Annotated in this window: 22 protein-coding genes and 1 tRNA gene; 16 read left to right on the forward strand and 7 right to left on the reverse strand. The window is 34.6% G+C overall.

Annotation, left to right across the window (positions count from 1 at the left end; all coding sequences use genetic code 11):
* Positions 1-109 precede the first annotated feature (109 nt).
* The 6 genes from IJL02_RS11215 to IJL02_RS11240 all read left to right on the forward strand — a co-directional run bounded on the left by IJL02_RS11215 (position 110) and on the right by IJL02_RS11240 (position 6,479).
* Positions 110-766, forward strand: coding sequence for a peptide ABC transporter permease (locus tag IJL02_RS11215; protein ID WP_292816449.1), 657 nt, complete (start codon positions 110-112; stop codon positions 764-766).
* Positions 763-1,407, forward strand: a complete 645-nt coding sequence (locus IJL02_RS11220) for a MotA/TolQ/ExbB proton channel family protein (protein WP_292816451.1) — start codon at positions 763-765, stop codon at positions 1,405-1,407. The genes IJL02_RS11215 and IJL02_RS11220 overlap by 4 nt, the downstream gene beginning before the upstream one ends.
* A gap of 4 nt (positions 1,408-1,411) precedes the next feature.
* On the forward strand, positions 1,412-1,714 hold the full coding sequence (locus IJL02_RS11225) for a DUF2149 domain-containing protein (RefSeq protein WP_292816453.1): 303 nt from the start codon (positions 1,412-1,414) through the stop codon (positions 1,712-1,714).
* A gap of 483 nt (positions 1,715-2,197) precedes the next feature.
* Positions 2,198-2,995, forward strand: a complete 798-nt coding sequence (locus IJL02_RS11230; protein ID WP_292816456.1) for a formate/nitrite transporter family protein — start codon at positions 2,198-2,200, stop codon at positions 2,993-2,995.
* Between the two features lie 95 nt (positions 2,996-3,090).
* The gene (fdhF, locus tag IJL02_RS11235) at positions 3,091-5,256 is read left to right on the forward strand and encodes a formate dehydrogenase subunit alpha (protein WP_292816458.1); all 2,166 of its coding nucleotides are present in this window, start codon (positions 3,091-3,093) and stop codon (positions 5,254-5,256) included.
* A 17-nt stretch (positions 5,257-5,273) separates the two neighbouring features.
* Entirely contained in the window at positions 5,274-6,479 is a 1,206-nt protein-coding gene (locus IJL02_RS11240; protein ID WP_292816460.1) for a Coenzyme F420 hydrogenase/dehydrogenase, beta subunit C-terminal domain, read from the forward strand.
* A gap of 87 nt (positions 6,480-6,566) precedes the next feature.
* Here IJL02_RS11240 and moaA read toward each other — a convergent pair whose 3' ends face one another.
* Both moaA and mobB read right to left on the reverse strand, forming a co-directional pair.
* Positions 6,567-7,496, reverse strand: a complete 930-nt coding sequence (gene moaA / locus IJL02_RS11245) for a GTP 3',8-cyclase MoaA (protein ID WP_292816462.1) — start codon at positions 7,494-7,496, stop codon at positions 6,567-6,569.
* Entirely contained in the window at positions 7,497-8,534 is a 1,038-nt protein-coding gene (mobB, locus tag IJL02_RS11250) for a molybdopterin-guanine dinucleotide biosynthesis protein B (protein WP_292816464.1), read from the reverse strand.
* A 400-nt stretch (positions 8,535-8,934) separates the two neighbouring features.
* On the opposite strand from mobB, the gene IJL02_RS11255 reads away from it, so the two are divergent.
* From IJL02_RS11255 to IJL02_RS11295, 9 genes are all read left to right on the forward strand, one after another.
* On the forward strand, positions 8,935-9,396 hold the full coding sequence (locus IJL02_RS11255; RefSeq protein WP_292816467.1) for a 4Fe-4S binding protein: 462 nt from the start codon (positions 8,935-8,937) through the stop codon (positions 9,394-9,396).
* 1 nt (position 9,397) lies between these two features.
* Positions 9,398-10,489 carry a tungsten-dependent formylmethanofuran dehydrogenase subunit FwdF gene (gene fwdF, locus IJL02_RS11260; RefSeq protein ID WP_292816469.1) on the forward strand — a complete coding sequence of 364 codons (1,092 nt, stop codon included), beginning with the start codon at positions 9,398-9,400 and terminating at the stop codon, positions 10,487-10,489.
* Between the two features lie 8 nt (positions 10,490-10,497).
* Entirely contained in the window at positions 10,498-10,728 is a 231-nt protein-coding gene (locus tag IJL02_RS11265; RefSeq protein WP_292743149.1) for a ferredoxin family protein, read from the forward strand.
* A 12-nt stretch (positions 10,729-10,740) separates the two neighbouring features.
* Positions 10,741-11,310, forward strand: a complete 570-nt coding sequence (locus IJL02_RS11270; RefSeq protein ID WP_067040048.1) for a molybdopterin dinucleotide binding domain-containing protein — start codon at positions 10,741-10,743, stop codon at positions 11,308-11,310.
* On the forward strand, positions 11,300-12,676 hold the full coding sequence (locus tag IJL02_RS11275) for a formylmethanofuran dehydrogenase subunit B (RefSeq protein WP_292816473.1): 1,377 nt from the start codon (positions 11,300-11,302) through the stop codon (positions 12,674-12,676). The genes IJL02_RS11270 and IJL02_RS11275 overlap by 11 nt, the downstream gene beginning before the upstream one ends.
* 7 nt (positions 12,677-12,683) lie before the next feature.
* Positions 12,684-14,399 carry a formylmethanofuran dehydrogenase subunit A gene (locus tag IJL02_RS11280; protein WP_292813913.1) on the forward strand — a complete coding sequence of 572 codons (1,716 nt, stop codon included), beginning with the start codon at positions 12,684-12,686 and terminating at the stop codon, positions 14,397-14,399.
* A 2-nt stretch (positions 14,400-14,401) separates the two neighbouring features.
* Positions 14,402-15,277 (forward strand): formylmethanofuran dehydrogenase subunit C, encoded by an 876-nt coding sequence (locus IJL02_RS11285; protein WP_292813781.1) that lies wholly within the window; start codon positions 14,402-14,404, stop codon positions 15,275-15,277.
* A gap of 42 nt (positions 15,278-15,319) precedes the next feature.
* Positions 15,320-15,610 carry a DUF2097 domain-containing protein gene (locus IJL02_RS11290; protein ID WP_292813783.1) on the forward strand — a complete coding sequence of 97 codons (291 nt, stop codon included), beginning with the start codon at positions 15,320-15,322 and terminating at the stop codon, positions 15,608-15,610.
* Between the two features lie 120 nt (positions 15,611-15,730).
* A complete protein-coding gene (locus tag IJL02_RS11295; RefSeq protein WP_292813787.1) occupies positions 15,731-16,021 on the forward strand; it encodes a DUF2097 domain-containing protein in 291 nt (96 codons plus the stop codon).
* Here the strand turns inward: IJL02_RS11295 and IJL02_RS11300 are convergent, their stop codons facing one another.
* The 5 genes from IJL02_RS11300 to IJL02_RS11320 all read right to left on the reverse strand — a co-directional run bounded on the left by IJL02_RS11300 (position 16,022) and on the right by IJL02_RS11320 (position 21,517).
* Complete coding sequence (locus tag IJL02_RS11300) at positions 16,022-17,704, reverse strand: DUF128 domain-containing protein (RefSeq protein ID WP_292813792.1); 1,683 nt, start codon at positions 17,702-17,704, stop codon at positions 16,022-16,024.
* 69 nt (positions 17,705-17,773) lie between these two features.
* Complete coding sequence (gene glnA, locus IJL02_RS11305) at positions 17,774-19,129, reverse strand: type I glutamate--ammonia ligase (RefSeq protein ID WP_292813796.1); 1,356 nt, start codon at positions 19,127-19,129, stop codon at positions 17,774-17,776.
* A gap of 261 nt (positions 19,130-19,390) precedes the next feature.
* Positions 19,391-20,122 (reverse strand): HesA/MoeB/ThiF family protein, encoded by a 732-nt coding sequence (locus IJL02_RS11310; protein ID WP_292813800.1) that lies wholly within the window; start codon positions 20,120-20,122, stop codon positions 19,391-19,393.
* Between the two features lie 10 nt (positions 20,123-20,132).
* Complete coding sequence (locus tag IJL02_RS11315; protein ID WP_292813805.1) at positions 20,133-21,302, reverse strand: aldo/keto reductase; 1,170 nt, start codon at positions 21,300-21,302, stop codon at positions 20,133-20,135.
* Positions 21,303-21,407: 105 nt separating this feature from the next.
* Positions 21,408-21,517: transfer RNA gene (locus tag IJL02_RS11320), tRNA-Met, on the reverse strand.
* Positions 21,518-21,663: 146 nt separating this feature from the next.
* Between IJL02_RS11320 and IJL02_RS11325 the strand changes: the two genes are divergently transcribed.
* A partial coding sequence (locus IJL02_RS11325) for an adenosylhomocysteinase (protein WP_292816475.1) occupies positions 21,664-21,854 on the forward strand: 191 nt, incomplete at its 3' end.

The following is a 21,854-nucleotide window of genomic DNA, read 5'->3' on the forward strand; positions in this document are numbered from 1 at the left end:
TTGGATTGTTTTTTATCCATTATTTTAAAATTAAATTAATTTTCACGATATGTTTATATATTCTTATTGGATAATATTTAATTATATAAAGAATATTTGGGTTGAAAAAATGGATTTGATTGGAGGATATTTATTAATTATTCTGTTGTTGTTTTCAGCAAATATTACTCTTCTAGTTGGAAATTACAAAATAAACACAAAAAAATTAATTTTAATATCTTTTATAGGATTCATTGTTTCATTTGTGTTAATGAATATTTCTCCCTATCTTAAATCCAGATTTTTATTTTCACTGGATTATTTTAGCTATATCTTTCTGGTTTTAGCTATTTTGTTGTTCTGTGTAATGTTGTACTATCGTAAGGATAGTAAAAATAATTTGAAAAAATCAATTTATATTTTGATTGGATTGGTTGTTATCTCTGTAGTATTATTATCTTCTCAAGCGGATTTAACATTATTTTATACCTTAATTTATTCTTTATCTGTATTTATTACAATATTTATTGTTTACAAGCTTACTAATTTGTTAGTTCATGCTAAAAGAGAATACCCTATAATCATCGGAGAGTATATGTCTCTTGCATCAATATTGATTTTTATTTTTGCTTTAACATACTTCTCTACAAAAGATTTAAATTATTCGATGTTTAGTTCTTTTTTAATATTAACTCCTACATATCAATTAATTTATGTTATAATAGGGCTTGCTATTGTTGTGGTTATAGGTTTACTTTACAATGACTTTAGGGGTGGAAATTTATGATAATTCAAGGAACTGAAACATTAACCTCATTAATTCATATAATTTCAGAGAGTTTACTAACTCCTGTTGTAATCCTGTTGGTTGTTTCTATTATCATTGTTTTATTGGCTTTTGGTGGAATAATTAATGAATTTATTTCAAGAAAAGCTATTAAATCAACAGAATTAGAAGAATTGATACGTAATATTTCATTTTCCAGTGATGTTTCTCAAATGAAAGAAAAAATTAACCAAAGTAATTTATTCGATTTTCAAAAAAATGTCTTAGTTAGAATTGCAAATAATCATGACATTGGGCCTGATGCAAGAAAAGCTTTAGCAAGTGATTTAATTTCTGAAGAAGAAACAAGATTAATCAAATCATGCAATAAAACAGATATTCTTGTTAAGGTCGGTCCAAGTTTAGGTCTGTTAGGTACTTTAATTCCTTTGGGTCCGGGGCTCGCTGCTTTAGGTTCTGGAGACATATCTACTCTTGCTCAATCATTAACAATTGCATTCGATACAACTGTTACTGGTTTGTCTGTGGGGGCGCTTGCATATGTAATTTCTAAATTCAGAAAACAGTGGTATGAATCTGATTTGATCGTTGTGGAGACTCTTGCCGAAGCGGAGTTGGAAACTTTAAGTAAATGGAAGTGAATAAATGCTTAGAAAAAGACGCAGAATCTCTGAAGCCGTGGATGATGATCCGATGGGTGGTTTAAATAACCTTTCAGATGCGATGCTTGTATTGGCTTTAGGTTTTTTAATTTTCGCTATTTTAGCATTGTCCGTAAATCCGGACATGTTGGAAGATGCCAAATCGACCACTCAGGATGTTTCTACTGCAGATACATTTTCGCAAAATTATACTGATGCGGGCGGAATTGAAGATAGTGGTTACAACGAAATAGGTAAAGTTTATGAAGATCCGACAACTGGCGAATTAGTGATGGTTTCGGGGTGATTAAACCTTTTTGGTTCGATGTTCAATTTTATTGAATATCGCTTATTTTTTCTCTTTTTTTATCATTATTTTTGATGTATGAATTATATTACACTATATAAATATATGATATGTTAACATTTTCTATTCGTATTTTTATAATTTTATTAAAAAGTCGATAAAGTGTATTAATTTTTATTAAAATAACTTTTTTGGATATTTAATTTTTTTTTAACTAAAAAAATGATGTAATAATTGATTTTTCAATGTTAAATTTAAAAAAAAGAATTATTTTCGATGTGATTATTCATTAATAATGATTAATCATTACAATTATACATAACTCGATTATCCTATTTAAATATTTCTTTTAGGGCACGATGACAAAGCCTTTTTATATATTAAATAATAAATATATTTTCATAATACTTTGAACTGTTCTATACAGGGATTTCATTAGTATTATAAAAAATTATAAAAAAAAGGGAATAAGAGGTTGATAATATGAGTTCATCTTTTAAAAGTCCAGTTGATACCGCAAAAGCAATTTCCGGTACCGCTGGCGCAAAAGACTCTGCTAATATTGTCAATGTAATATTACTCTCCTTCTTAGCAGGAGCTTATATTGCATTTGGTGGTTTATTAGCTGTAGTTGCAAGTGCAGGTATGCTTAAAGCAGGTGCACCAATCGGTTTAGAAAAATTTGTATTTGGTGCAGTGTTCCCTGTAGGTTTGATTATTGTAGTTCTCGCAGGATCTGAACTATTTACAGGAAATGTAATGTTCATGACCCTTGGTGTATTAGATGGTTCTGCTTCCGTAGGCGGACTCGCTAAAAATTGGGTACTCAGTTGGATTTTCAACTTTGTCGGTGCTTTATTTGTAGCTTACGTTCTCGCTTTCATGGGCGGAATTGTTCCTGCTGACCCAGCAAACGCTATCGCTGCAAAAGCTATAGCAGTATCAGAAGCTAAAGTTAAACTAGACTTCGTAACAGCAATGATTAGGGGTATTGGTTGTAACTGGCTTGTATGTTTAGCTGTATGGTTAGCTAATGCATCTGATGATATCATCGGTAAAATCGTTGGTATTTGGTTCCCAATCATGGCGTTTGTATGTATTGGATTTGAGCACAGTGTTGCAAACATGTTCTTTATCCCATTAGGTATGTTCTTAGGCGCTGAAGGTGTAAACTGGGGAACTATTATCATTAATAACTTAGTACCTGTTACTATCGGTAACATTATTGGTGGAGCAGTCTTTGTAGCTTGTATCTACTGGTACACTTACCTCAAAGATTAGATTAGAAAACAAAAATTTTAAAGAAGCTTTTTTATAAGCTTCTTTTTTTAAATTTATTATATTAATAATAAAAAATATGTTTTGGAGATTATAAAATGGTTGAAATAAAATATGTACCAACAATCTGTCCGTACTGTGGTACTGGTTGTGGACTCAACTTCGTTGTCAAAGACGGTAAAATTGTTGGTGTAGAACCTTTAAAAAGACACCCTGTAAATGAGGGTAAAGTATGTCCAAAAGGTAACTTTGGATATCAGTTTATTAATAGGGAAGACAGATTAACTACTCCTTTAATAAAAGAAAACGGTGAATTCAGAGAAGCTTCCTGGGATGAAGCACTAGACTTAGTTGCTAACAAACTCAAAGAAGTATCTGACGAAGATCCAAACAAAGTTGGATTCTACGCATGTGCTCGTTCACCAAACGAAAACATTTATATTACTCAAAAATTAGCAAGAGTAGCTTGTCAAACTCAAAACGTAGACCACTGTGCACGTATCTGTCACGGTCCTACTGTAGCAGGTTTAGCTAACACTTTCGGATCAGGTGCTATGACCAACGGATTCGACAGTATCAAAGAAGCTGACTACATCTTCTGTATCGGTTCTAACAACATGGAAGCTCACCCATTGTTTGGACGTAAATTAATCCAAGCTAAACAAAACGGTGCTAAATTAGTTGTATTAGACCCAAGATTCACTCCTACTGCTAAAATTGCAGATGAATACGTACAATTCGAAACCGGTACTGACGTAGCTTTAATGAACGCAATGATTAAAGTAATCATCGACAGAGGATTACAAGATGAAGAGTTCATCCATTACAGAACCAAAGGTTTCGAAGAAATGAAAGAAACCGTTCAAAAATACACTTTAGATATGGCTTCTGAAATTACTGGTATTAAACCTGAAGTAATTGAACACTTAGCTATTGAATACGCATCTGCTGACAAAGCAGCTATTGTATACTCATTAGGTATTACCGAACACTCTCACGGAGCAGACAACGTTATGTCCACTGCAAACCTTGCAATGTTAACCGGTAACATTGGTAGACTTGGTACTGGTGTAAACCCATTAAGAGGACAAAACAACGTACAAGGTGCTTGTGATATGGGTGCATTACCTTCCGATTACGTAGGTTACAGAAAAGTTAAAGACCCAGAAACTACTGCATGGTTCAATGACTACTACAGTGGATACGGATATGAAGTAAACTTACCTACCACTCCTGGTTTAACTTTAGTAGAAATGATGAACGCTGCTCACGCTGGAGACTTAAAAGTATTATACATCCACGGGGAAGACCCTGTATTATCCGATGCTGATGTACAACACACCAAAGAAGCTCTTGAAAACTTAGAAATGTTAGTCGTACAAGAATGTTTCTTAACCGATACTGCTCAATGTGCTGATGTAGTACTTCCTGCAGCAGGTTGGGGTGAACAAGAAGGTACATTCACCAGCGGTGAAAGAAGAGTACAATGCTTACACAAAGCACAAGAACCTCCTGAAGGCGCATGGTTAGATTGGAAAATCATGGAAGAAATCGCAGTCAGAATGGGAGTTCCAAGAGAATTATTCCACTACGAAACTGCTGAAGACATCTTCAACGAAATCAGAGAATGTGCTCCTATCATGGCAGGTATGGACCGTAAAAGATTAGACACTCCTGAAGCTCTTCACTGGCCTTGCCCATCTGAAGATGACCCATGTCAACCATTAATGCACAAAGTAAAATTCGCACACCCTGACGGTTTAGGAATTTTCCAAGCATTAGAACACAAAGGACCAGTTGAAACTGTCGATGAAGAATACCCATTATTATTAACCACTACTAGAATATTGTTCCACTACCACGCAGCAATGACTAGAAGATGTGAAACTTTAAACAATGAGGTAAAAACAGGATTCATCGAAATCAACACCAAAGATGCTGAAGCAAGAGGAATTCTCAACGGTGAAGTAGTAAAAGCATTCTCTAGAAGAGGAGAAATCGCAATTCCTGCTCGTGTAACTGATGATATCAGAGAAGGTATTGTAAACATTCCAATGCACTTTGTAGAATGTGCAGCTAATGTATTAACCAACTCCGATTCTTTCGACCCTAAATCTAAAATGGTTGAATTGAAAGCTTGTGCTATTCAAGTAGAAAAACTCCCAGATGTTGTTGAAATGAAAGGAGAAGTCTACAAAGATGGTACTGACACTGAAATTAAAGCTGAAAACATGGCAACTACCACCGTAAAAGTAGGTAAATAAATAGGGAGTAGATTTAAATGAGCGCAAAAATTAACGATATGTACTACGCATACTCTGCTATTGAAGATATCAAAGAAAAAGGAGAATATGGTGGAGTAGTAACTACTATCATGAAATACTTATTAGAAGAAGGTATCGTTGACGGTGTTGTTGGTGTAACCCAAGGTCACGATATTTATGATGGTGTACCAACCCTCATAACCGACCCTGCTGATGTTATTAAAACTGCAGGTTCCATTCACTGTGGTACTTTAAACATTGCTAAATTCGTATCTAAATATTTAGATGGTGCAAGATACATGAAACTCGCTGTTGCATGTAAACCTTGTGATGCAATGACCATCCGTGAATTAATGAAAAAAGGTAAAATCATCGAAGAAAACGTCATTATGATTGGGGTAAACTGTGGTGGAACTATGTCACCTGTTCCAACCATGAACATGATTAGAGATGTATACGATTTAGATCCTAAAGACGTTATCAAAGAAGAAATCGCTAAAGGTAAACTTATCATGGAAACTGCTGACGGCGAAAAAGCTTTCAAAATCGATGAATTAGAAGAACAAGGTATGGGTAGAAGAGAAAACTGTCAAAGATGTAATCTCAAAATACCTTCCAACGCTGACTTAGCTTTAGGTAACTGGGGAGTTATCGGTCCTTTAGCAGGAAAAGCTACTTTTGTTGAAGTATTCACTGAAACTGGTGCTGACGTTTTAGGTAAAGTAATTGACGCAGGTTTAATTGCTACCGAAGAACCAATCGAAAAAGGTATCAAAATCAGAGAAAACGTTAACAATTTCATGCTTAAAGAATCCCAAGCTAAAAAAGAAATCGATTACGCAGGTACTACTGGAGATATTATTGACGTATTCTATCAATACGAAGATGAATTCTCCAAATGTATGAAATGTTACGGTTGTCGTGAAGCATGTCCATTATGTTTCTGTGAAGACTGCTGTCTTGAAGCTGAAGGTCCTGAATGGGTACCTGGTGGATACACTCCTGCAGCTCCATTCTTCCACTTAACACGTTTAGTACACATGGTTGACGCATGTACCAACTGTGGTCAATGTTCAGAAGTATGTCCATGTGAAATCCCTGTAGCTAAAGTATGGAGTACCGTAAACAACAAAGTAAGAGAAATCTACGGATACATTCCAGGTATGGGTAGTGAAGATCCACTTCCATTCACTGATCATGTATCCAAAGCTAAATGGTTATAAAGGGGGTTTCTCCTTTATTCACCTTTTTTCTTTTTTTTGAAACCTTGAGTTAACAATGTTATATTCTTAATTAAAAAATAAAAGAACCTATTTATTAAAAGGTTCACGATTATTTATTCCGTCAAGGAAAATTTCTTTTAGTCTTTCATCACTTTCACCATTCCTGACATGGGAAATTAATTCAACTAAATTATCATTTCTTAAAAGACATGGTTTGATTTTTCCATCTGGAGTTATCCTTAATCTGGAGCAATTTGCGCAAAATGTAGAGTTATCTACTGGCTTGACTACCTCGATTTCTCCACCGTCTATGTAATATTTTTTACGTCCCTGCATAAACTTACGTTCATGTACCTCATCAGCTATATCAGCCAACCTTTCTTCAATCATATCTAATTTATAATGATAATCCGCACTGAATTTGTCATCATCACAGTTTTCACTTTCAATAAGTTCAATCAGCTGAAGCACCATATTGTTATCTCTGCAGAATTTAAACATGTCCTTAACTTCATTTTGGTTGATGTCTTTCATGACTACCATGTTGATTTTAACCGGATACAGTCCCACTTCAACGGCCTTTAGGATTCCTGCTTTAGCAGAGTCCAGATAATCCTTTTTAGTAATGAGTTCATAGGTTTCAGGGTTTAATGTATCGAGGCTGACATTTACTCTATCAAGTCCCGCATCCTTTAGACCCTGAGCGTATTTTTCAAGATATGTTCCATTAGTTGTCATTGAAATATCTTTAAAGTCAAGACTGGCTATTTTTTCAATAATTTCAACAATATCTTTTCTGATTAACGGTTCGCCACCGGAAATTCTTATTTTTTGAACGCCAATATCTTTTGCAATTTTACATATTATATACAACTCATCTGCGGTCATTTCCTGTTTTGAAGAAACCATTCCGTCATGGTGGCAATATAAGCAGTTGACGTTACACCTGTTTGTTATTGTTATTCTTAGTGAAATGATTGGTCTTTTATAGTTGTCTTTAACAAATTCTTCTGTCATTTAATCTGCCACCTTAATTTCGATTTCGCTAATTTCTTCATCAATGTGTAATGAGTTAATAATTGCATAAATTGTCTCTTTTAGGATTCCTGATGTAAATTCGTTTATTTCAACATCGTGGTCGTTGGTTTTTAGAATTATGTTGGAGTTTTCCAGTTCTCCATTTGCAATATCTGAAATCTGAATGAAGATTGACTTCACATTATCTTCAGTTTTAATTGACTTTATCATTGCTTTTATGGAATTTGACACGATATTTTTTGTAAATTTGTTAATATATAATGATTTTTTGTTAATTAATATAGAGCATTCTGAATCTTCATTTTTTTGTGATGTTGGGCTATTTGGAACCACTAATTCGATTTTACCTATATTTTCAACATTATACTCTTCAAGATTTAATGTGTTTATGACACCAATAATGTTTTGCTTTAGATAGTCGCTTACGAATCTGTTAAGTCCAACTACATGTTCATCGATTGATAAATAACTGTGAACATCATCTAATTCATCAACACTTAAATTTCCTTCTCTGATTTCTTTTGCAATTGTTTCTCCATTATTAAACCCACAATTATTTGCAAAAAGAGTATCCACAATATCATGGCCTCTGTTTTCGATTAAATCTGCGAGTTCACTGACTCCTTTGTCATCTATTGTAAATGAATCTACTTCAGCTATTGTATATTCGTCTCTAACATTGGGGGATGTAATGATTTTAGGGTAGTTATAGCTTTTATAGCCTTCAATTATCACGAAATCGAAGTCATCAAAGTGTTTTAATAAGTATAAAATTCTGTTTAGGTCATGCTCTTTTCGGGCATTGAAAAATGTTGTTGATCCAACTCCCACAACAAGATTTGCTCCGGCCTGCTTATGTTTCCAGGTATCAGTATTTTCCTTATCCATTTCAATGGAATGATGTGAATGTTTGATGGATGCAACATTGTAACCCCTTTTTGTTAATTCATTAATAATTTTTACAGTCAGTGAAGTTTTTCCGGTATTTTTTTTACCTACAACAGATGCGATTTTCATTTCATAATCCCCTAATTTAATATTATATTTTAACATTAATAATACTATATTTTTTTATGATGTGTAGTTACTACACATTTTTTTGTTCAACCTAAAAATTTGGCTATTTTTCATCATTTCCCATGCTTTTTTCATACTTTTTAACTATTTTTTATTACAAAATAATCGATATAAACAATTTTTAATATCGCAAATTAATATCTAAATTTAAAATTAAAACTTTAAAATTGTTTTTTTATTTTTTAAAGATAATTTAGCTATCTATATGTTTAAATCTATTTTTAAAGTAAATATTTAAATTTTTTTGTTGTAGTATTCCCACAGTAGTATATAAAGCTTGTGTCTTGATTTTTATAGGCAAATATATTTATATAAGTAAACATATGTGTAATCATTACACATGGTGGTTCAAATGCCAAAACATATTGCATCTGGTTTGAAATATTTGGCTGCAGTCAAATTGAAAGATGCTGGTGAAAGTCACCAGGCGATTGCAAATGAGCTGGGTGTTGACAGATCTACTATCTCACATTATTTGAACGGTAGTAACTTGTCTTGGAACTCAATTGATGTTGCAAGGACTATTACGGAACTTTCTCCTCGTGATTTCTTGAAAATGACTGAAGTTATTTTTAACGAACCGGAACAGAGTCGGAAAATTGTGAATATTTGCCAAGAAAGAAATTTCGAAGTAAATATAGAAGATTCTTGTATTGGTTGTGGCTTATGTGTAAATGCATGTACGATGAAAGCTATTAAATTAGAATCGTTAACGGCACATGCAGACTCCATACAATGTTGCGGTTGTCAGCTATGTAAAGATGAGTGCCCAACTAATTCTATAAAAATTTTGGAGATTTAATATGATTAGAAATTTAAAAGAAGTTAAAGACAACAACTTTGACATTACAAGGTCAGCGGAGGAAGTAAGAAATTTGTCTTTCAACGATCATGTTTGTCTTGGATGTGGAATCTGTGAATCCACTTGTCCTGTTGAAGCAATTACATTAAATGCAGTTGCTCTCGATGCTCGTGTTGGTTTTGAAACTTATTTCAGTGGACACGACAAAATAGGCCAAAACATCAAAGAAGCTCCTGACGTCCAAAGAATAAGCATTGATGAAAGCAAATGTGTATTATGTGGTATGTGCAGCGGATTATGTCCTGTCGATGCATTAGTATTAACAATCAACGATGTACCTATCCGTGAAATTGATGCATATCCTCACTACAACGCTTTCTCAGAAATCGATGATGATGAATGTATTTACTGTAAAAGATGTGAAATTGCATGTCCTCGTGATGCAATCGTCATTGAAAGAGTATTGCCAAGTCGTGCAGACTTAGTAACTGGTGAAATTGAAGTAAATGAAGATGACTGTATTTACTGTGGTGTATGTCAAGAATTATGTCCTGCAGAAGCTATTGTTGTTGATAGTGAAACTGGAAAAGAATCTATTGTTATTGACAAAGACAAATGTGTATACTGTCTCGTATGTAAAAAATCTTGTCCTACTAATGCTATTAAAGCACTTTGTAGAGCTTGTTCCTATGGTGAATATGATTTAGACCCTGCTAAAGCAGTAGTTACAGGAAACTCTGTAATTGACTCTAATGCATGTGTATACTGCGGATGGTGTGAAGGAGTATGTCCTACTGATGCAGCAAAACACAAAAAACCATTTGAAGGAACTATCGAAGTAGATCAAGACAAATGTCAAGCTTGTGGTGCTTGTGTAGATATTTGTAGTTGTAATGCTTTAGCATTCCCTGTATCAACTGGTCCTGGTTCTAGAATGGAACATGTCATTGCTAATGCTGATTACTGTATTAAATGTAAAGCATGTGCTAACGCATGTCCTAACGAAGCTATTACAGTAGTAAGAACCGAAATTGATCACACTCCTACAAACTCAGCAACTTGGAATGAAGCTTTAGACGCTATTAAAAACTAGGTGATTATATGGAACTTAAAGTTAATCAAGATAATTGTTTAGGATGCGGGATTTGTGTAATCGCTTGTCCTGTTAACGCAGCTATCAGTCCTGAAAATGCTGGTGGTAATGGTGCAAAGACTGAAGAAGTTATTATGATGGTAGAAAACGGATTTATCAAACTCTTTAGTCCTGAAAAATGTGAAGAGTGTGGAACATGTCAAATGTTTTGCCCAGTAAATGCTATATGGTTAGAATAGGGGGATTATTTTATGCATTATGCTAATACTTATTTAGAAAAACCTGTAGTACCTGATGTAAAAATTACTGGTGAAGGAACTACTGACGTACTCAAATGTATGTTAAACACCGGTTCTGACATCTACCAAGGTGCTTGTAAAAAAAGAGGATCCACCTTAAAAGAAGAATACAAAAACGCTTCTGGTACCTGTTACATGGATCCTAGAGATATGGCAAAATTAGGTGTAAACAACTGGGATACTGTACTTGTTAAAACCGATTTCGGTGAAGTAGTAGTAAACTGTGCAGTTTCAAGAGATGCACCTCACGAAGGTACTGTATTCATTTGTAAAGGTCCATGGGCTAACACTATTGTAAGCCACGATACTTACTGTTGTTCTGACCCTACTTACAAAGGTATTCGTTGTACCGTAGAAAAAACTGATAGAAAAGTATTACTCATGGCAGACTTAATGAGATGGGTATACAAAAAATACGTTGATGAAGAAGATGACGATGTTGTTGAAAACATGGAATCTTTAGGTGAATTGCCTGTTTATCACGGACGTAAATGGGAGGAGTTGATTGACCATGACTTATGAACCACCTGTAACTGATTATGATTACATTGTTGAAAATTGTACCTGTGCATTCTGTGGTTGTAACTGTGACGACTTAGATTACTTAGTAAAAGATAATCACGTTGTTGCTGTAAGACACGCATGCAGATTAGGGGCAAGTAAAATTATGGAAGATATGGACCAAAGATTACTTGTTCCAATGATTAGGGATGAAAACGGAGAACTTACCGAAGTAGATTGGGATACTGCTTTAGATAAAGCTGCTGAATACATTGCTAACTCAGTAAGACCAGTATTTTACGGTTGGTCTGAAACTTCTACTGAATGTATGAAAGAAGGAGTAGCATTAGGTGAATACATCGGTGCAGTTTTAGATAACCAAGCTACTATCTGTCACGGTCCTTCCTTACAAGCTGTGCAAAACGCAGGTTACCCTATTCAAACCTTAGGAGAAGTTCAAAACAGAGCAGACGTTATTGCTTACTCTGGAAGTAACGCTATGAACTCTCACCCAAGACACATGGCAAGATATGCTGTATTCTGTCGTGGATACTTCAGACAAAGAGGAAGATTCGACAGAACTGTTATTACCATGGATCCAAAATTCTCAGACACTGCAAAATGTTCTGACAAATGGATCGGATTTGAACAAAACGGAGACTACGGTTTCTACAATGCTATTAGAGCTGTACTCAGAGGAAAAGAATTATACCAAGATGTAATTTCTGGAATTCCTAAAGAAGATATTTACGAATTAGCAGAAGAAATGAAAAGCGCTGAATTCGGTGTTCTCTTCTTCGGTTTAGGTTTAACCCACACATTATCCAAACAAAGAAACATCGATATTGCTATTAAAATGGTACAAGACTTAAACAGATTCTCCAAATGGGGTCTTACTCCAATGAGAGGTCACTTTAACGTAAACGGTTTCAACATTTTCATGGCATTCGAATGTGGATTTGCATTTGGTGTTGACTACTGTAGAGGTTACCCAAGATATATGTTAGGAGAAACCAACACTATCGATTTATTAACCAGAAAAGAACCAGACTGTTTCATGGTTATTGCAGCTGACCCTGGTGCTCACTTCCCTAATGGAGCAAACCAACACTTAGCTAACATTCCTGTTATTCAAATCGATATTCACTGGGGTCCATCTACTGAACTTGCTGACGTAGTATTGCCAGGTTCATTCATTGCTGTAGAATGTGCTGGTACCAGTTACCGTATGGATGGAGTTCCTATCTACATGAAGAAAGCTATCGACAAACCAGAAACCTGTCGTGACGACGAATGGATTGTCCGTGAATTGAAAGAAAGAGTAATGAAACTCAGAGAAGAGCCAAACGTAGCTCCAAAATATGTGCCAAATCCAAACGCACTCTAAAGGTGATATAATGGAATATATTCTTAAAAATGGTATTGTCTATGACCCTGCTAACGAAGTTAACGGGGAAAAGATGGACGTTATGTTCAAAGATGGTGTCATTGTAGATAATGTATCTGCAGATGCTAAAGTCTTAGACGTTACCGATAAAATAGTCATGCCAGCAGGTATTGACCCTCACGCTCACGTTGCAGGTCCAAAATTAGTAGTTGGAAGATTATACAGACCTGAAGATTCCAGAAGAGGTGTTACTCAAAAAACTAAAGTATTAAGATCAGAATCTGGATTCTCTATCCCAAGTTGTCCTGCAACTGGATACAGATACTCAAGATTAGGTTACGGTACTGTTGTAGAAGCAGCTATGCCTCCTCTTGAAGCAAAACACACTCACGAAGAAATTGCAACTATTCCACAATTAGATATTCCAGCTTTACCATTATTCGGTAACAACTGGTTTGTAATGGAATATGCAAAAGATAACAATATTGAAGACATTGCAGCATTTATTGCAGCATGGTTAAAAATCTCAAAAGGTTACGGTGTAAAAATCGTAAACCCATGTGGAAGTGAAGCATGGGGATGGGGTATGAACGTACACGGTTTCAATGATAAAGCACCATACTTTGATGTAACTTCTAAAGAAGTTGTTATTGCTTTAGCAAAAGCTAACGAAATGTTAAACTTACCTCACTCTATCCACATTCACCCTAATGACTTAGGACACCCAGGTAACGTACCTACAACCTTACAAACCATGGATGCTATGGATGGTATTAAAAAAGGTAAAGGTGCAGCTGAAATCAGGGACCAAGTCATGCACATGACTCACTTACAATTCCACTCTTACTTAGGTAACAGTTGGAAAGATGTAACCTCAGGTGCTGAAGAAGTTGCTAAACATTTCAACAAAAAAGACAATATTACTTGTGATATCGGTCAAGTAACTTTCGATGAAACTACTACTATGACTGCAGATGCTCCTATGGAATACGACTTATTCAGACTATCCGGTCTTAAATGGACCAACAAGGATATTGAATGTGAAACTGCAGCAGGTATTATTCCATGTATTTACTCCAAGAAAAGTCCTGTTAGTACCTTACAATGGGCTATCGGTCTTGAATTATTCTTGTTAATTGAAGATCCATGGAGAGTATGTTTAACTACTGACCACCCTAACGCAGGACCATTTACCAGATATCCTAGAATTATCTCCTGGTTGATGAGTAACGAGAAAAGATTAGACATGTGTGAAAACGAAGTTCACAAATGGGTTAACAAAAGAACTTTACTCCCAACTCTTGAAAGAGAATACGATTTCTACGATATTGCAACTATTACAAGAGCTGCTCCAGCTAAAATCTACGGATTCACTGATAAAGGTGCTCTTACTCCTGGATACAGAGCAGACATTGCAGTATATGACATAAATCCTAATGAAATTGACCCATCTAAACAACCTGATGAAATCGAAAAAGGTTTCAATGTAGCTGAATACACTATTAAAGATGGTCAAATATTAGTAAAAGATAAAGAAATTGTTAAAGTTAAAGAAAGTCAAAACGTTTGGGTTAACGTAAAAGGATGGGAACAACAAGAACAAAAAGTTATCGACAACATTATGCCGTTCTTTACCCAATACTACTCAGTTAAATGGGAAAACTATCCAGTACATGACCACTATGTATCTAACCCAATCAGAATAGATGTTGATGGTAAATAGGGGTGTTTAGTTTGAAAACAATTACATTTGATCAAATAAAAACTTCATCAATCGCTTTAGAATTTGATGAATTGATTCCTGATGAAATTTATTCCTGGACTGAAGCAGACTTTGCTAAATATCAAGTTCCTATTGGAAACTCCAGATTCCCAATTACTGACTTCTTCGACATTACTGTAGAAGGAGAAGCTAACGGACCTGCTGAAGTCGAAATGATTCTCAATGGAGATTTAAACAGGGTAAAATACATAGGTTGTAAAATGAGTGCTGGAAACATCGTATGTAACAGTAGTGTAGATTTACACGTAGGTGCAGAAATGTCCGGTGGATCTATCCTTGTTAAAGGTGATGCAGCTGCTCACGCTGGAAGAGAAATGTCTGGTGGATACCTTGAAATTGAAGGTAATACCAAAGAGTTCACCGGTGCTTCTTACATTGGTGAATGGAGAGGTATGACCGGAGGACAAATTGTTGTTGGCGGAAACGCTGGTAAACAATGTGGTGAATGTCTAACTGGTGGAAGAATTCACGTTAAAGGTAACTGTGATATCTTAGCCGGTATTCACATGACCAAAGGTATCATCGAAATTGACGGTGACGTAAACCGTTGGCCTGGTGGTCAAATGAAAAACGGTAACATTATTATTCACGGATTCCTCGGAAGATTACTCGAAGGATTTGTTCTTAATGGTATTGTAGTTGACCCTGAAGTTGACGGATCCGTCTTTGAAGGTAAATATATCCACTATACTGGAGATATTGGTCTTAACGGTAAAGGTAACCTTTACTTAGATGCTGAAGCTAACAAAGAAAAATTAGCTACTTACGGCGAATTAGACGACGAATATACTTCAATCAGAGAATACAGGAATTTATAATTCCTTCTCTTTTTTCTTTTTTTTAAAGTTGCAGGCGATATTATGGTAAAAGAAGTTGAAATGACCTTTGAGGAAGTAGTCGAGTTTGTAAGAAATAATGTTTATGTTGGAGATGTTTTTGAAATTTCTTATAATCGTATTTTTGCTCCCGGTGAAGTGTTAGGAATCACTGAGGAGGATGAAGTGACTGGTGAAGGTCTTAGAGTTGGTTTACAGTTAACCGGCGAAATTTTAAATCAATCTGTTGAAGTTGATTTACACGAGATTGCTGATGATTTATTAGAAATACGCCATATTCATGATGGCGATGAAACAGTCATCGAAGTTTTATAATTCTATTTTTTATTTATTATTTTTTGTTTGATTTTTCATTGAAAAATTATTTTGTTCGATATTATACAAACAAGTTTATATATGATGACATATAATTATATGTTAGTGAGGTTGATTGTCATGAAAGAATTAGAATTAACCACAAAAGAAGCCGTAAATTACTTAAAAGAAAATGTAAAAATGCATGATAGAATTGAAATTTCTTATAATAGGGTTTTTGCAGAAGGTGAAGTCTTGAATGTAGATTTTTCTGAATATTATGGTAAACCCGGCTTTAAATTATTAATTTCTTTAGATGAAAGTGATTTAGGTTCTGTTATTGAACTTGATGTTTATGAATTTGAAGAAGATATCATTGAATTTGTCCATTACCCTAAAAATGGTGAAGAAGTGGAAGTAAATGTAATTTAGTTACAACCTATCCATTTCTTCAAATGGAATTAATTTTTCAATAGCTTTAACTTCGATATCTATTCCATTTTCTTTTATTGCACCGATGGTGTTAAGTCCACTTCCGGCCACAATACCAAAGTTGTAGTTATCCGCTTTTGCATTGTATGTTACTTCTCTAGGTTTTCCTATTTTATAAATTGAAAATCCTGTACTTTTTAATATTTCGAGTAAATGAACAGCATAATCCCGTGCAATGTATGGAATTTCCTTAAAACTGGCCAATATTTTTTTAGTTCCAATATTTTGTGATATGGAAGTCATATTTTTTGATAAAAATATTTTATGTGGATCTATTGTTGTACCATTATATGATATCAGATCAATGAATAGGGGAGGTTCGGTTAACTCAAGTAATCCTCCATAAATTGGGTTGGACATTATTCCATTGTTTATCAGCAATCCGTCAATACTTAAACTGCAAATTGTAGCAATACCTACTTTATCATCATTTGTTTCGTGATTAATAATTTTATAATATGGATTTATGTATTTTGGATTGGAATTAAATGTATCTTCCATTACACCTAAAGCATCCTCCAAATAGTCTTTGTTAATGTAAGATACATTAGCTATAATGTCTCCTTTTCTTTTTTCAACATCAAAATTTACTTGCTGAATTAAATTCCAGGATTTTGAAAGTAAGAATGGTATTTGAGGGTGTTTTTTTGGATTTACAGGTTTTAAACTAGGCGTAATCGAATTTACAATTGGGGATAATGTTTTGAAATCAGTTATTTCCTCTGCTATTTTTATGTCTATTTCTTCTCCTAGCTCTTTTATACCGCAAAATGGTGTTATACCACCAACTATTGTTATTCCAACCATTCCTTCAGGTATAGGTATTCCTAAATTGCCTTCCCCTTCTTTTGAAATGTCAATTATTCCTCCGATTCCAATTTTATTTAATTTATTGAGCACGTCTACTGCTTTTTGCCTACCTATTCCAGGTATCAGTCTAAAGTTTGCAGGAATTATTCCACTACCTTTTGTAATCACATCTAAAACAGATGTCTGGTTGGTGTTTACAAAAGCATCAAGAGGTGTAAGGGATGTTTTTTTGTATGAAATCAATTCTGTAAATTTGACTGGGTGGGTGTCCTCTATTTTTAAAAGCCCACCATATTTTGGTTGTGATGGTATTCCTTCATTTAGAAGTATCCCGTCGATTGTTGTTCCACACAATGTTGTTACTTCAATTTTATCTTTCTTTCCAACTTTATTTAAATTAACGTAAGGACTTACACAAAGACCACTTTCAATAATATCTTTCATTATATTAATTGACTCTTCATTATAAATGGTTGATGTATTGACAACTACATTTCCGCTTTGTGTCATATAGTTAAAGTCAGCTAAATATATCATTTCTTCAAATTTTGAATTAATGAAATCAACCTGGTCATATATCAATCCCTTTTCCAATTTTTCACGACCGAGGTCGGTAATTTGCCTTCCTGAATATCCCATTCTTTCGGTATATCCTTTTTCATCAAGTATTTGCATGTGGTATCTAACTGCACGTTCACCTAGGTTAAATCCTTTATTTTTTAGTTCATCAGCAATTAATTTGGATCCTGTTGGTTTATCTTGAGCGTTTAGTATTCTTAGTATTTCTATCATTCGGCGTTCTGATTCAGACATAAATGATGCTCCATACTTTCAAATTTAATCGGATAATTAAATTCAAAATAAAAAAAATAATATTTAGATTTAGATATCTAAATATTTTCTTTGTTCGTATCCAAATACTTGAACACGGTATTCGTCCCATTCTTGGTATTTGAGCTCTAGGAATTTTTCTGAAATGTGGTCGCCTAAAGCTCCTAAAATGAGTGGGTCTTCTTCAAGGGAGTGATAAGCTTCCCACAAACTTGTTGGTAAAACTTTAATTCCAAGTGCTTCTCTTTCTTCTTCGCTCATGCTGTAAATGTCCGCTTCAATTGGGTCTCCAGGATCAATTTTGTTTTGAATACCGTCGATACCAGCTTCCAACATTACTGCAAATGCTAAGTATGGATTACATGCAGGGTCTGGTGATCTGTATTCAATACGTGTTGCTTTTCCACGTGCTGCAGGCACTCTGATTAAAGCAGATCTGTTTTTAAGACCGTATGCTCTGTATACTGGAGCTTCATAACCTGGTACTAAACGTTTGTATGAATTTACAATCGGGTTGGTAATTGCAGTAATAGCTGGAGCGTGTTTCAGCAATCCTCCCATAAAGTGAAGCGCATCTTTTGAAAGACCGTTTTCTGAATCTGGGTCTGAGAATAAGTTTTTATCACCTTTAAACACAGATTGGTGACAGTGCATACCACTACCGTTAACGCCGAAGAACGGTTTTGGCATAAATGTTACACGGTAGTCCATTTGGTCAAAGGTAGCCATATTGTCTACAATAGCTTTAATAGCCTGTTTGAATGTAATTACTGCATCTGCAGTTTTTAAAGCGTCTTTGAATTTAAATGCGATTTCGTTTTGACCTGGTGCCACTTCGTGGTGAGAAGCTTCTACTTCAAAATCAAGTTCTTCTAAGTTTAGGGTTAATTCTCTTCTGAAGTCCGGTCCTTTATCTAGTGGTTCCACATCAAAGTAGCCTGCTTCATCGTATGGCATCGGATATCCGTTTTCATCGATGTCCACGATAAAGAATTCAGGTTCCGGACCGATGTTGTATTGCAGACCCATTTTACCTATTTTTGCTAATGATTTTTTAAGAACGCTTCTTGGGTCTCCAACAAACGGTTCATGTTCAGGAGTCCATACGTCACAAATAAATCTGCACACTGCAGATTCTTCAGGTCTCCAGGATAATCGGGAGTAGGTGTTAATGTCTGGTTTTAAAACCAAGTCACTTTCATTAATTCCGACAAATCCTGCTATTGAGGATCCGTCAAATAACATTCCTTCATTAATTAAATCTTCCATATCTTCTTTATTGAATGGAATAACAATATTTTTAACAGTACCATTGATATCAACAAATTGCAGACGAATAAATTTAATGTTGTCTTCTACCATTTGTTCGATAACTCTTTCCATTTTTTCTTCGTTAATATCGCTCATAGAATCATGCTCCAATAACCTTAAATAATTATCGGGTTAGTAAAAATCAGTCGGAAAATATATTCCTACTTAAAAATATATTCCATATTATTGTATATAAATGTTTTGAAAAAACTAGTAATTGATATCTATTATGTAAATTTTCATATATTAATGTATAATTATTTTGTTTTTTTAGTAGATATTATGACATCAATTTTAAAAAATAATGAAATTTTGTTTAAATTTGCATAAAAAATAAATTGAAATTTGATTTTCTGTTTAGATTTCATCAACCGAAAACGATGAAAAGTCCAATAAATCAAATGTTAATATTTTTGGGGCAACAGTAACTTTGCCAATTCCAGTAATGATTTTAAAGGCTTCCATAGCTTCAAGACAACCAACCAGATTTGGAGTTGGTCCGATAACCGGTGGAACGCCTGAAGTAAGTTTATTCAAATCTTCAATGACCTTTTCACTCAAGTCTTTACCTGCTGACGGCAGGTTGAACATTTCTTCATAACTTATTGTATTTGATAGAAAAACAGTAACCTGGCCTAATGTTCCATGAATTGCACCATGAATAAAAGGAATTGATTTTTCTTTTGCAAGTCTTGTGGTGATAACTCTGGTTATTATGTTGTCTAAAGCATCTACAACAATATTTGATTCGTCAATGATTTTTTCAATGTTTGCTGCATCTACACGCTCATTAAAATTAGTAACTTTAACATTCGGATTAATCGATTTAACTTTTCTGGCGGCAACATCACTTTTGGATTGGCCAATATCATCGGATGTTGCAAATGTTTGCCTATTAAGGTTTGATACATCAAAAGAATCCTCATCAACTAAAACAAGTTCGCCAACGCCCATTCTTGCAAGCATTTCAATGGTCTGGCCTCCGATTCCACCGCAACCTATAACTGCAATTTTGGCATTTTTGAATTTTTCCTGTTCCTCTTTTGTAACCAGACTTAATTGGCGTGTTAAGATTTCCCAATAATCCATCATTTCACCATTAAAAGTGGTCAAACTCACTTCCAAAGTATTCATAAACTTTTTGAAGTTCTTCAGGGATGTTTAACATTTGAGTACAGAATGGTAGGCATTTTTCACATGATATGCAGCTGTCTGCTCTGGAATTCTCACCAATTAATGAGAAATATTGCATTGCACTGGCCTTAGGATCCCTCATCATTTGAGCAATGTTGTATTCGGTTAGGCAGTTAACGATGTCCACTCCTTCAGGACAGGGCATGCAGTAACCGCATCTTGTACAATCATTTCCCAAAGATGAAGCCTTATACTGCCTTGCAACTTCTCTTATGATTTCCTGGTCATATTCATTAATGATATCTTCATTAGAGGCATATTTGATGTTTTCTTTCACCTGTTTTAAACTTGTCATACCGCTTAAAACACAATCCACATCATCACGGTTCCATAGGTATTGTAAAGCCCATTCAACAGGGGTTCTTTTAACTTCAGCTATTTCCCACCATGCTTTAACTTCTTCGGGAATATTATTTACCAGTCTGCCTCCGCGCAACGGTTCCATAATCATGCTTCCAACATTAATTTCTTTTAGGTAGTTAAGTCCCATTACTCCTGACTGGTAGTATTCATCAAGATAGTTCATTTGGGTTAGAGCCACTTCCCATTTCGGATATTCGTCTAGAATTTCGATTAGATAATCAACTTCGATATGTGATGAAAATCCAATATGTTTCACTACTCCGGAACTGAGACAGTCGTCCAGGAAGTCCAATACGTTCAAATCGTTAATATGCGCCCAAATGGGTTCTGTAAGTGAATGGAGTAAGTATATGTCAATATAATCAGTTTGGAGTTTTTTAAGCTGTTCATCTAAGAAGGTATCGAAATCTTCTTTTTTTTCAATTGCCCATGTAGGTGATTTGGTGGATAATATAATGTCATCCCTATAGCTATTTTCCTTTAAAAAATTACCTAAAAATATTTCACTGTTTCCGCTGCCGGACAATTCTACATTATGATATGGATATGCAGTATCAATAAGGTTTATTCCGTTTTCAATCCCGTAAGTGAGCATTTCAGTAGCTTCATCTTCAACAATTTGGTCATTAGAACCTTTTGTTGGAAGCCTCATTGTTCCAAAACCCAATCTTGAGACTTTTAAGTTTGTTTTTCCAAGCGTATTATATAACATTTCCAAAACCTCAATATTATATATTATTACTTAAATATAAAATGGTTATGTTTTGAAAAAGTGTTTTAAAAAAAGTAGTTAAGATGGAATTCCTGGGATATTGGATGCCGGGGGCGGGATTCGAACCCGCGATCTCACGGTATCCCAGGAATAAGTCAGAGCACTGCTTTATTACCCTATGAGCCGTGCGCTCTAACCAGCTGAGCCACCCCGGCATCTAACAAATATATTTATTTTTATCATTACATTTAAAGTTTTTGTTTTTTTGCAATATTTGGTATTTTTTTTAAATTTTGAGATATATTTAATAACTTCTAATAATATAATTATATTATTAATAATTATTATCATGGTGATTTTTATGAGTAAAGTTAAGGACATGTCACTTGCACCTGAAGGTGTAAGAAAAATTGAATGGGTTCAAAAACACATGCCTGTTTTGGAATCTATTAAAGCCGAATATGAAGAAACTCAACCTTTCAAAGGAATTACTATTGGGTCCTGTTTGCATTTGGAACCTAAAACCATTAATTTAGGTTTGACTTTAATGGC

The organism is Methanobrevibacter sp., from assembly GCF_017427765.1.
Taxonomy (GTDB): domain Archaea; phylum Methanobacteriota; class Methanobacteria; order Methanobacteriales; family Methanobacteriaceae; genus Methanocatella.

Coding starts and splice junctions, on each gene's coding strand:
- IJL02_RS11275 (WP_292816473.1), top strand. CDS start 11,300: ATGACTTATGAACCACCTGTAACTGATTATGATTACATTGTTGAAAAT.
- IJL02_RS11225 (WP_292816453.1), top strand. CDS start 1,412: ATGCTTAGAAAAAGACGCAGAATCTCTGAAGCCGTGGATGATGATCCG.
- IJL02_RS11240 (WP_292816460.1), top strand. CDS start 5,274: ATGAGCGCAAAAATTAACGATATGTACTACGCATACTCTGCTATTGAA.
- IJL02_RS11220 (WP_292816451.1), top strand. CDS start 763: ATGATAATTCAAGGAACTGAAACATTAACCTCATTAATTCATATAATT.
- IJL02_RS11215 (WP_292816449.1), top strand. CDS start 110: ATGGATTTGATTGGAGGATATTTATTAATTATTCTGTTGTTGTTTTCA.
- IJL02_RS11310 (WP_292813800.1), bottom strand. CDS start 20,122: ATGGATTATTGGGAAATCTTAACACGCCAATTAAGTCTGGTTACAAAA.
- glnA (WP_292813796.1), bottom strand. CDS start 19,129: ATGAGCGATATTAACGAAGAAAAAATGGAAAGAGTTATCGAACAAATG.
- IJL02_RS11295 (WP_292813787.1), top strand. CDS start 15,731: ATGAAAGAATTAGAATTAACCACAAAAGAAGCCGTAAATTACTTAAAA.
- fwdF (WP_292816469.1), top strand. CDS start 9,398: ATGATTAGAAATTTAAAAGAAGTTAAAGACAACAACTTTGACATTACA.
- IJL02_RS11265 (WP_292743149.1), top strand. CDS start 10,498: ATGGAACTTAAAGTTAATCAAGATAATTGTTTAGGATGCGGGATTTGT.
- IJL02_RS11290 (WP_292813783.1), top strand. CDS start 15,320: ATGGTAAAAGAAGTTGAAATGACCTTTGAGGAAGTAGTCGAGTTTGTA.
- moaA (WP_292816462.1), bottom strand. CDS start 7,496: ATGACAGAAGAATTTGTTAAAGACAACTATAAAAGACCAATCATTTCA.
- IJL02_RS11230 (WP_292816456.1), top strand. CDS start 2,198: ATGAGTTCATCTTTTAAAAGTCCAGTTGATACCGCAAAAGCAATTTCC.
- IJL02_RS11255 (WP_292816467.1), top strand. CDS start 8,935: ATGGTGGTTCAAATGCCAAAACATATTGCATCTGGTTTGAAATATTTG.
- mobB (WP_292816464.1), bottom strand. CDS start 8,534: ATGAAAATCGCATCTGTTGTAGGTAAAAAAAATACCGGAAAAACTTCA.
- IJL02_RS11300 (WP_292813792.1), bottom strand. CDS start 17,704: ATGTCTGAATCAGAACGCCGAATGATAGAAATACTAAGAATACTAAAC.
- IJL02_RS11270 (WP_067040048.1), top strand. CDS start 10,741: ATGCATTATGCTAATACTTATTTAGAAAAACCTGTAGTACCTGATGTA.
- fdhF (WP_292816458.1), top strand. CDS start 3,091: ATGGTTGAAATAAAATATGTACCAACAATCTGTCCGTACTGTGGTACT.
- IJL02_RS11315 (WP_292813805.1), bottom strand. CDS start 21,302: ATGTTATATAATACGCTTGGAAAAACAAACTTAAAAGTCTCAAGATTG.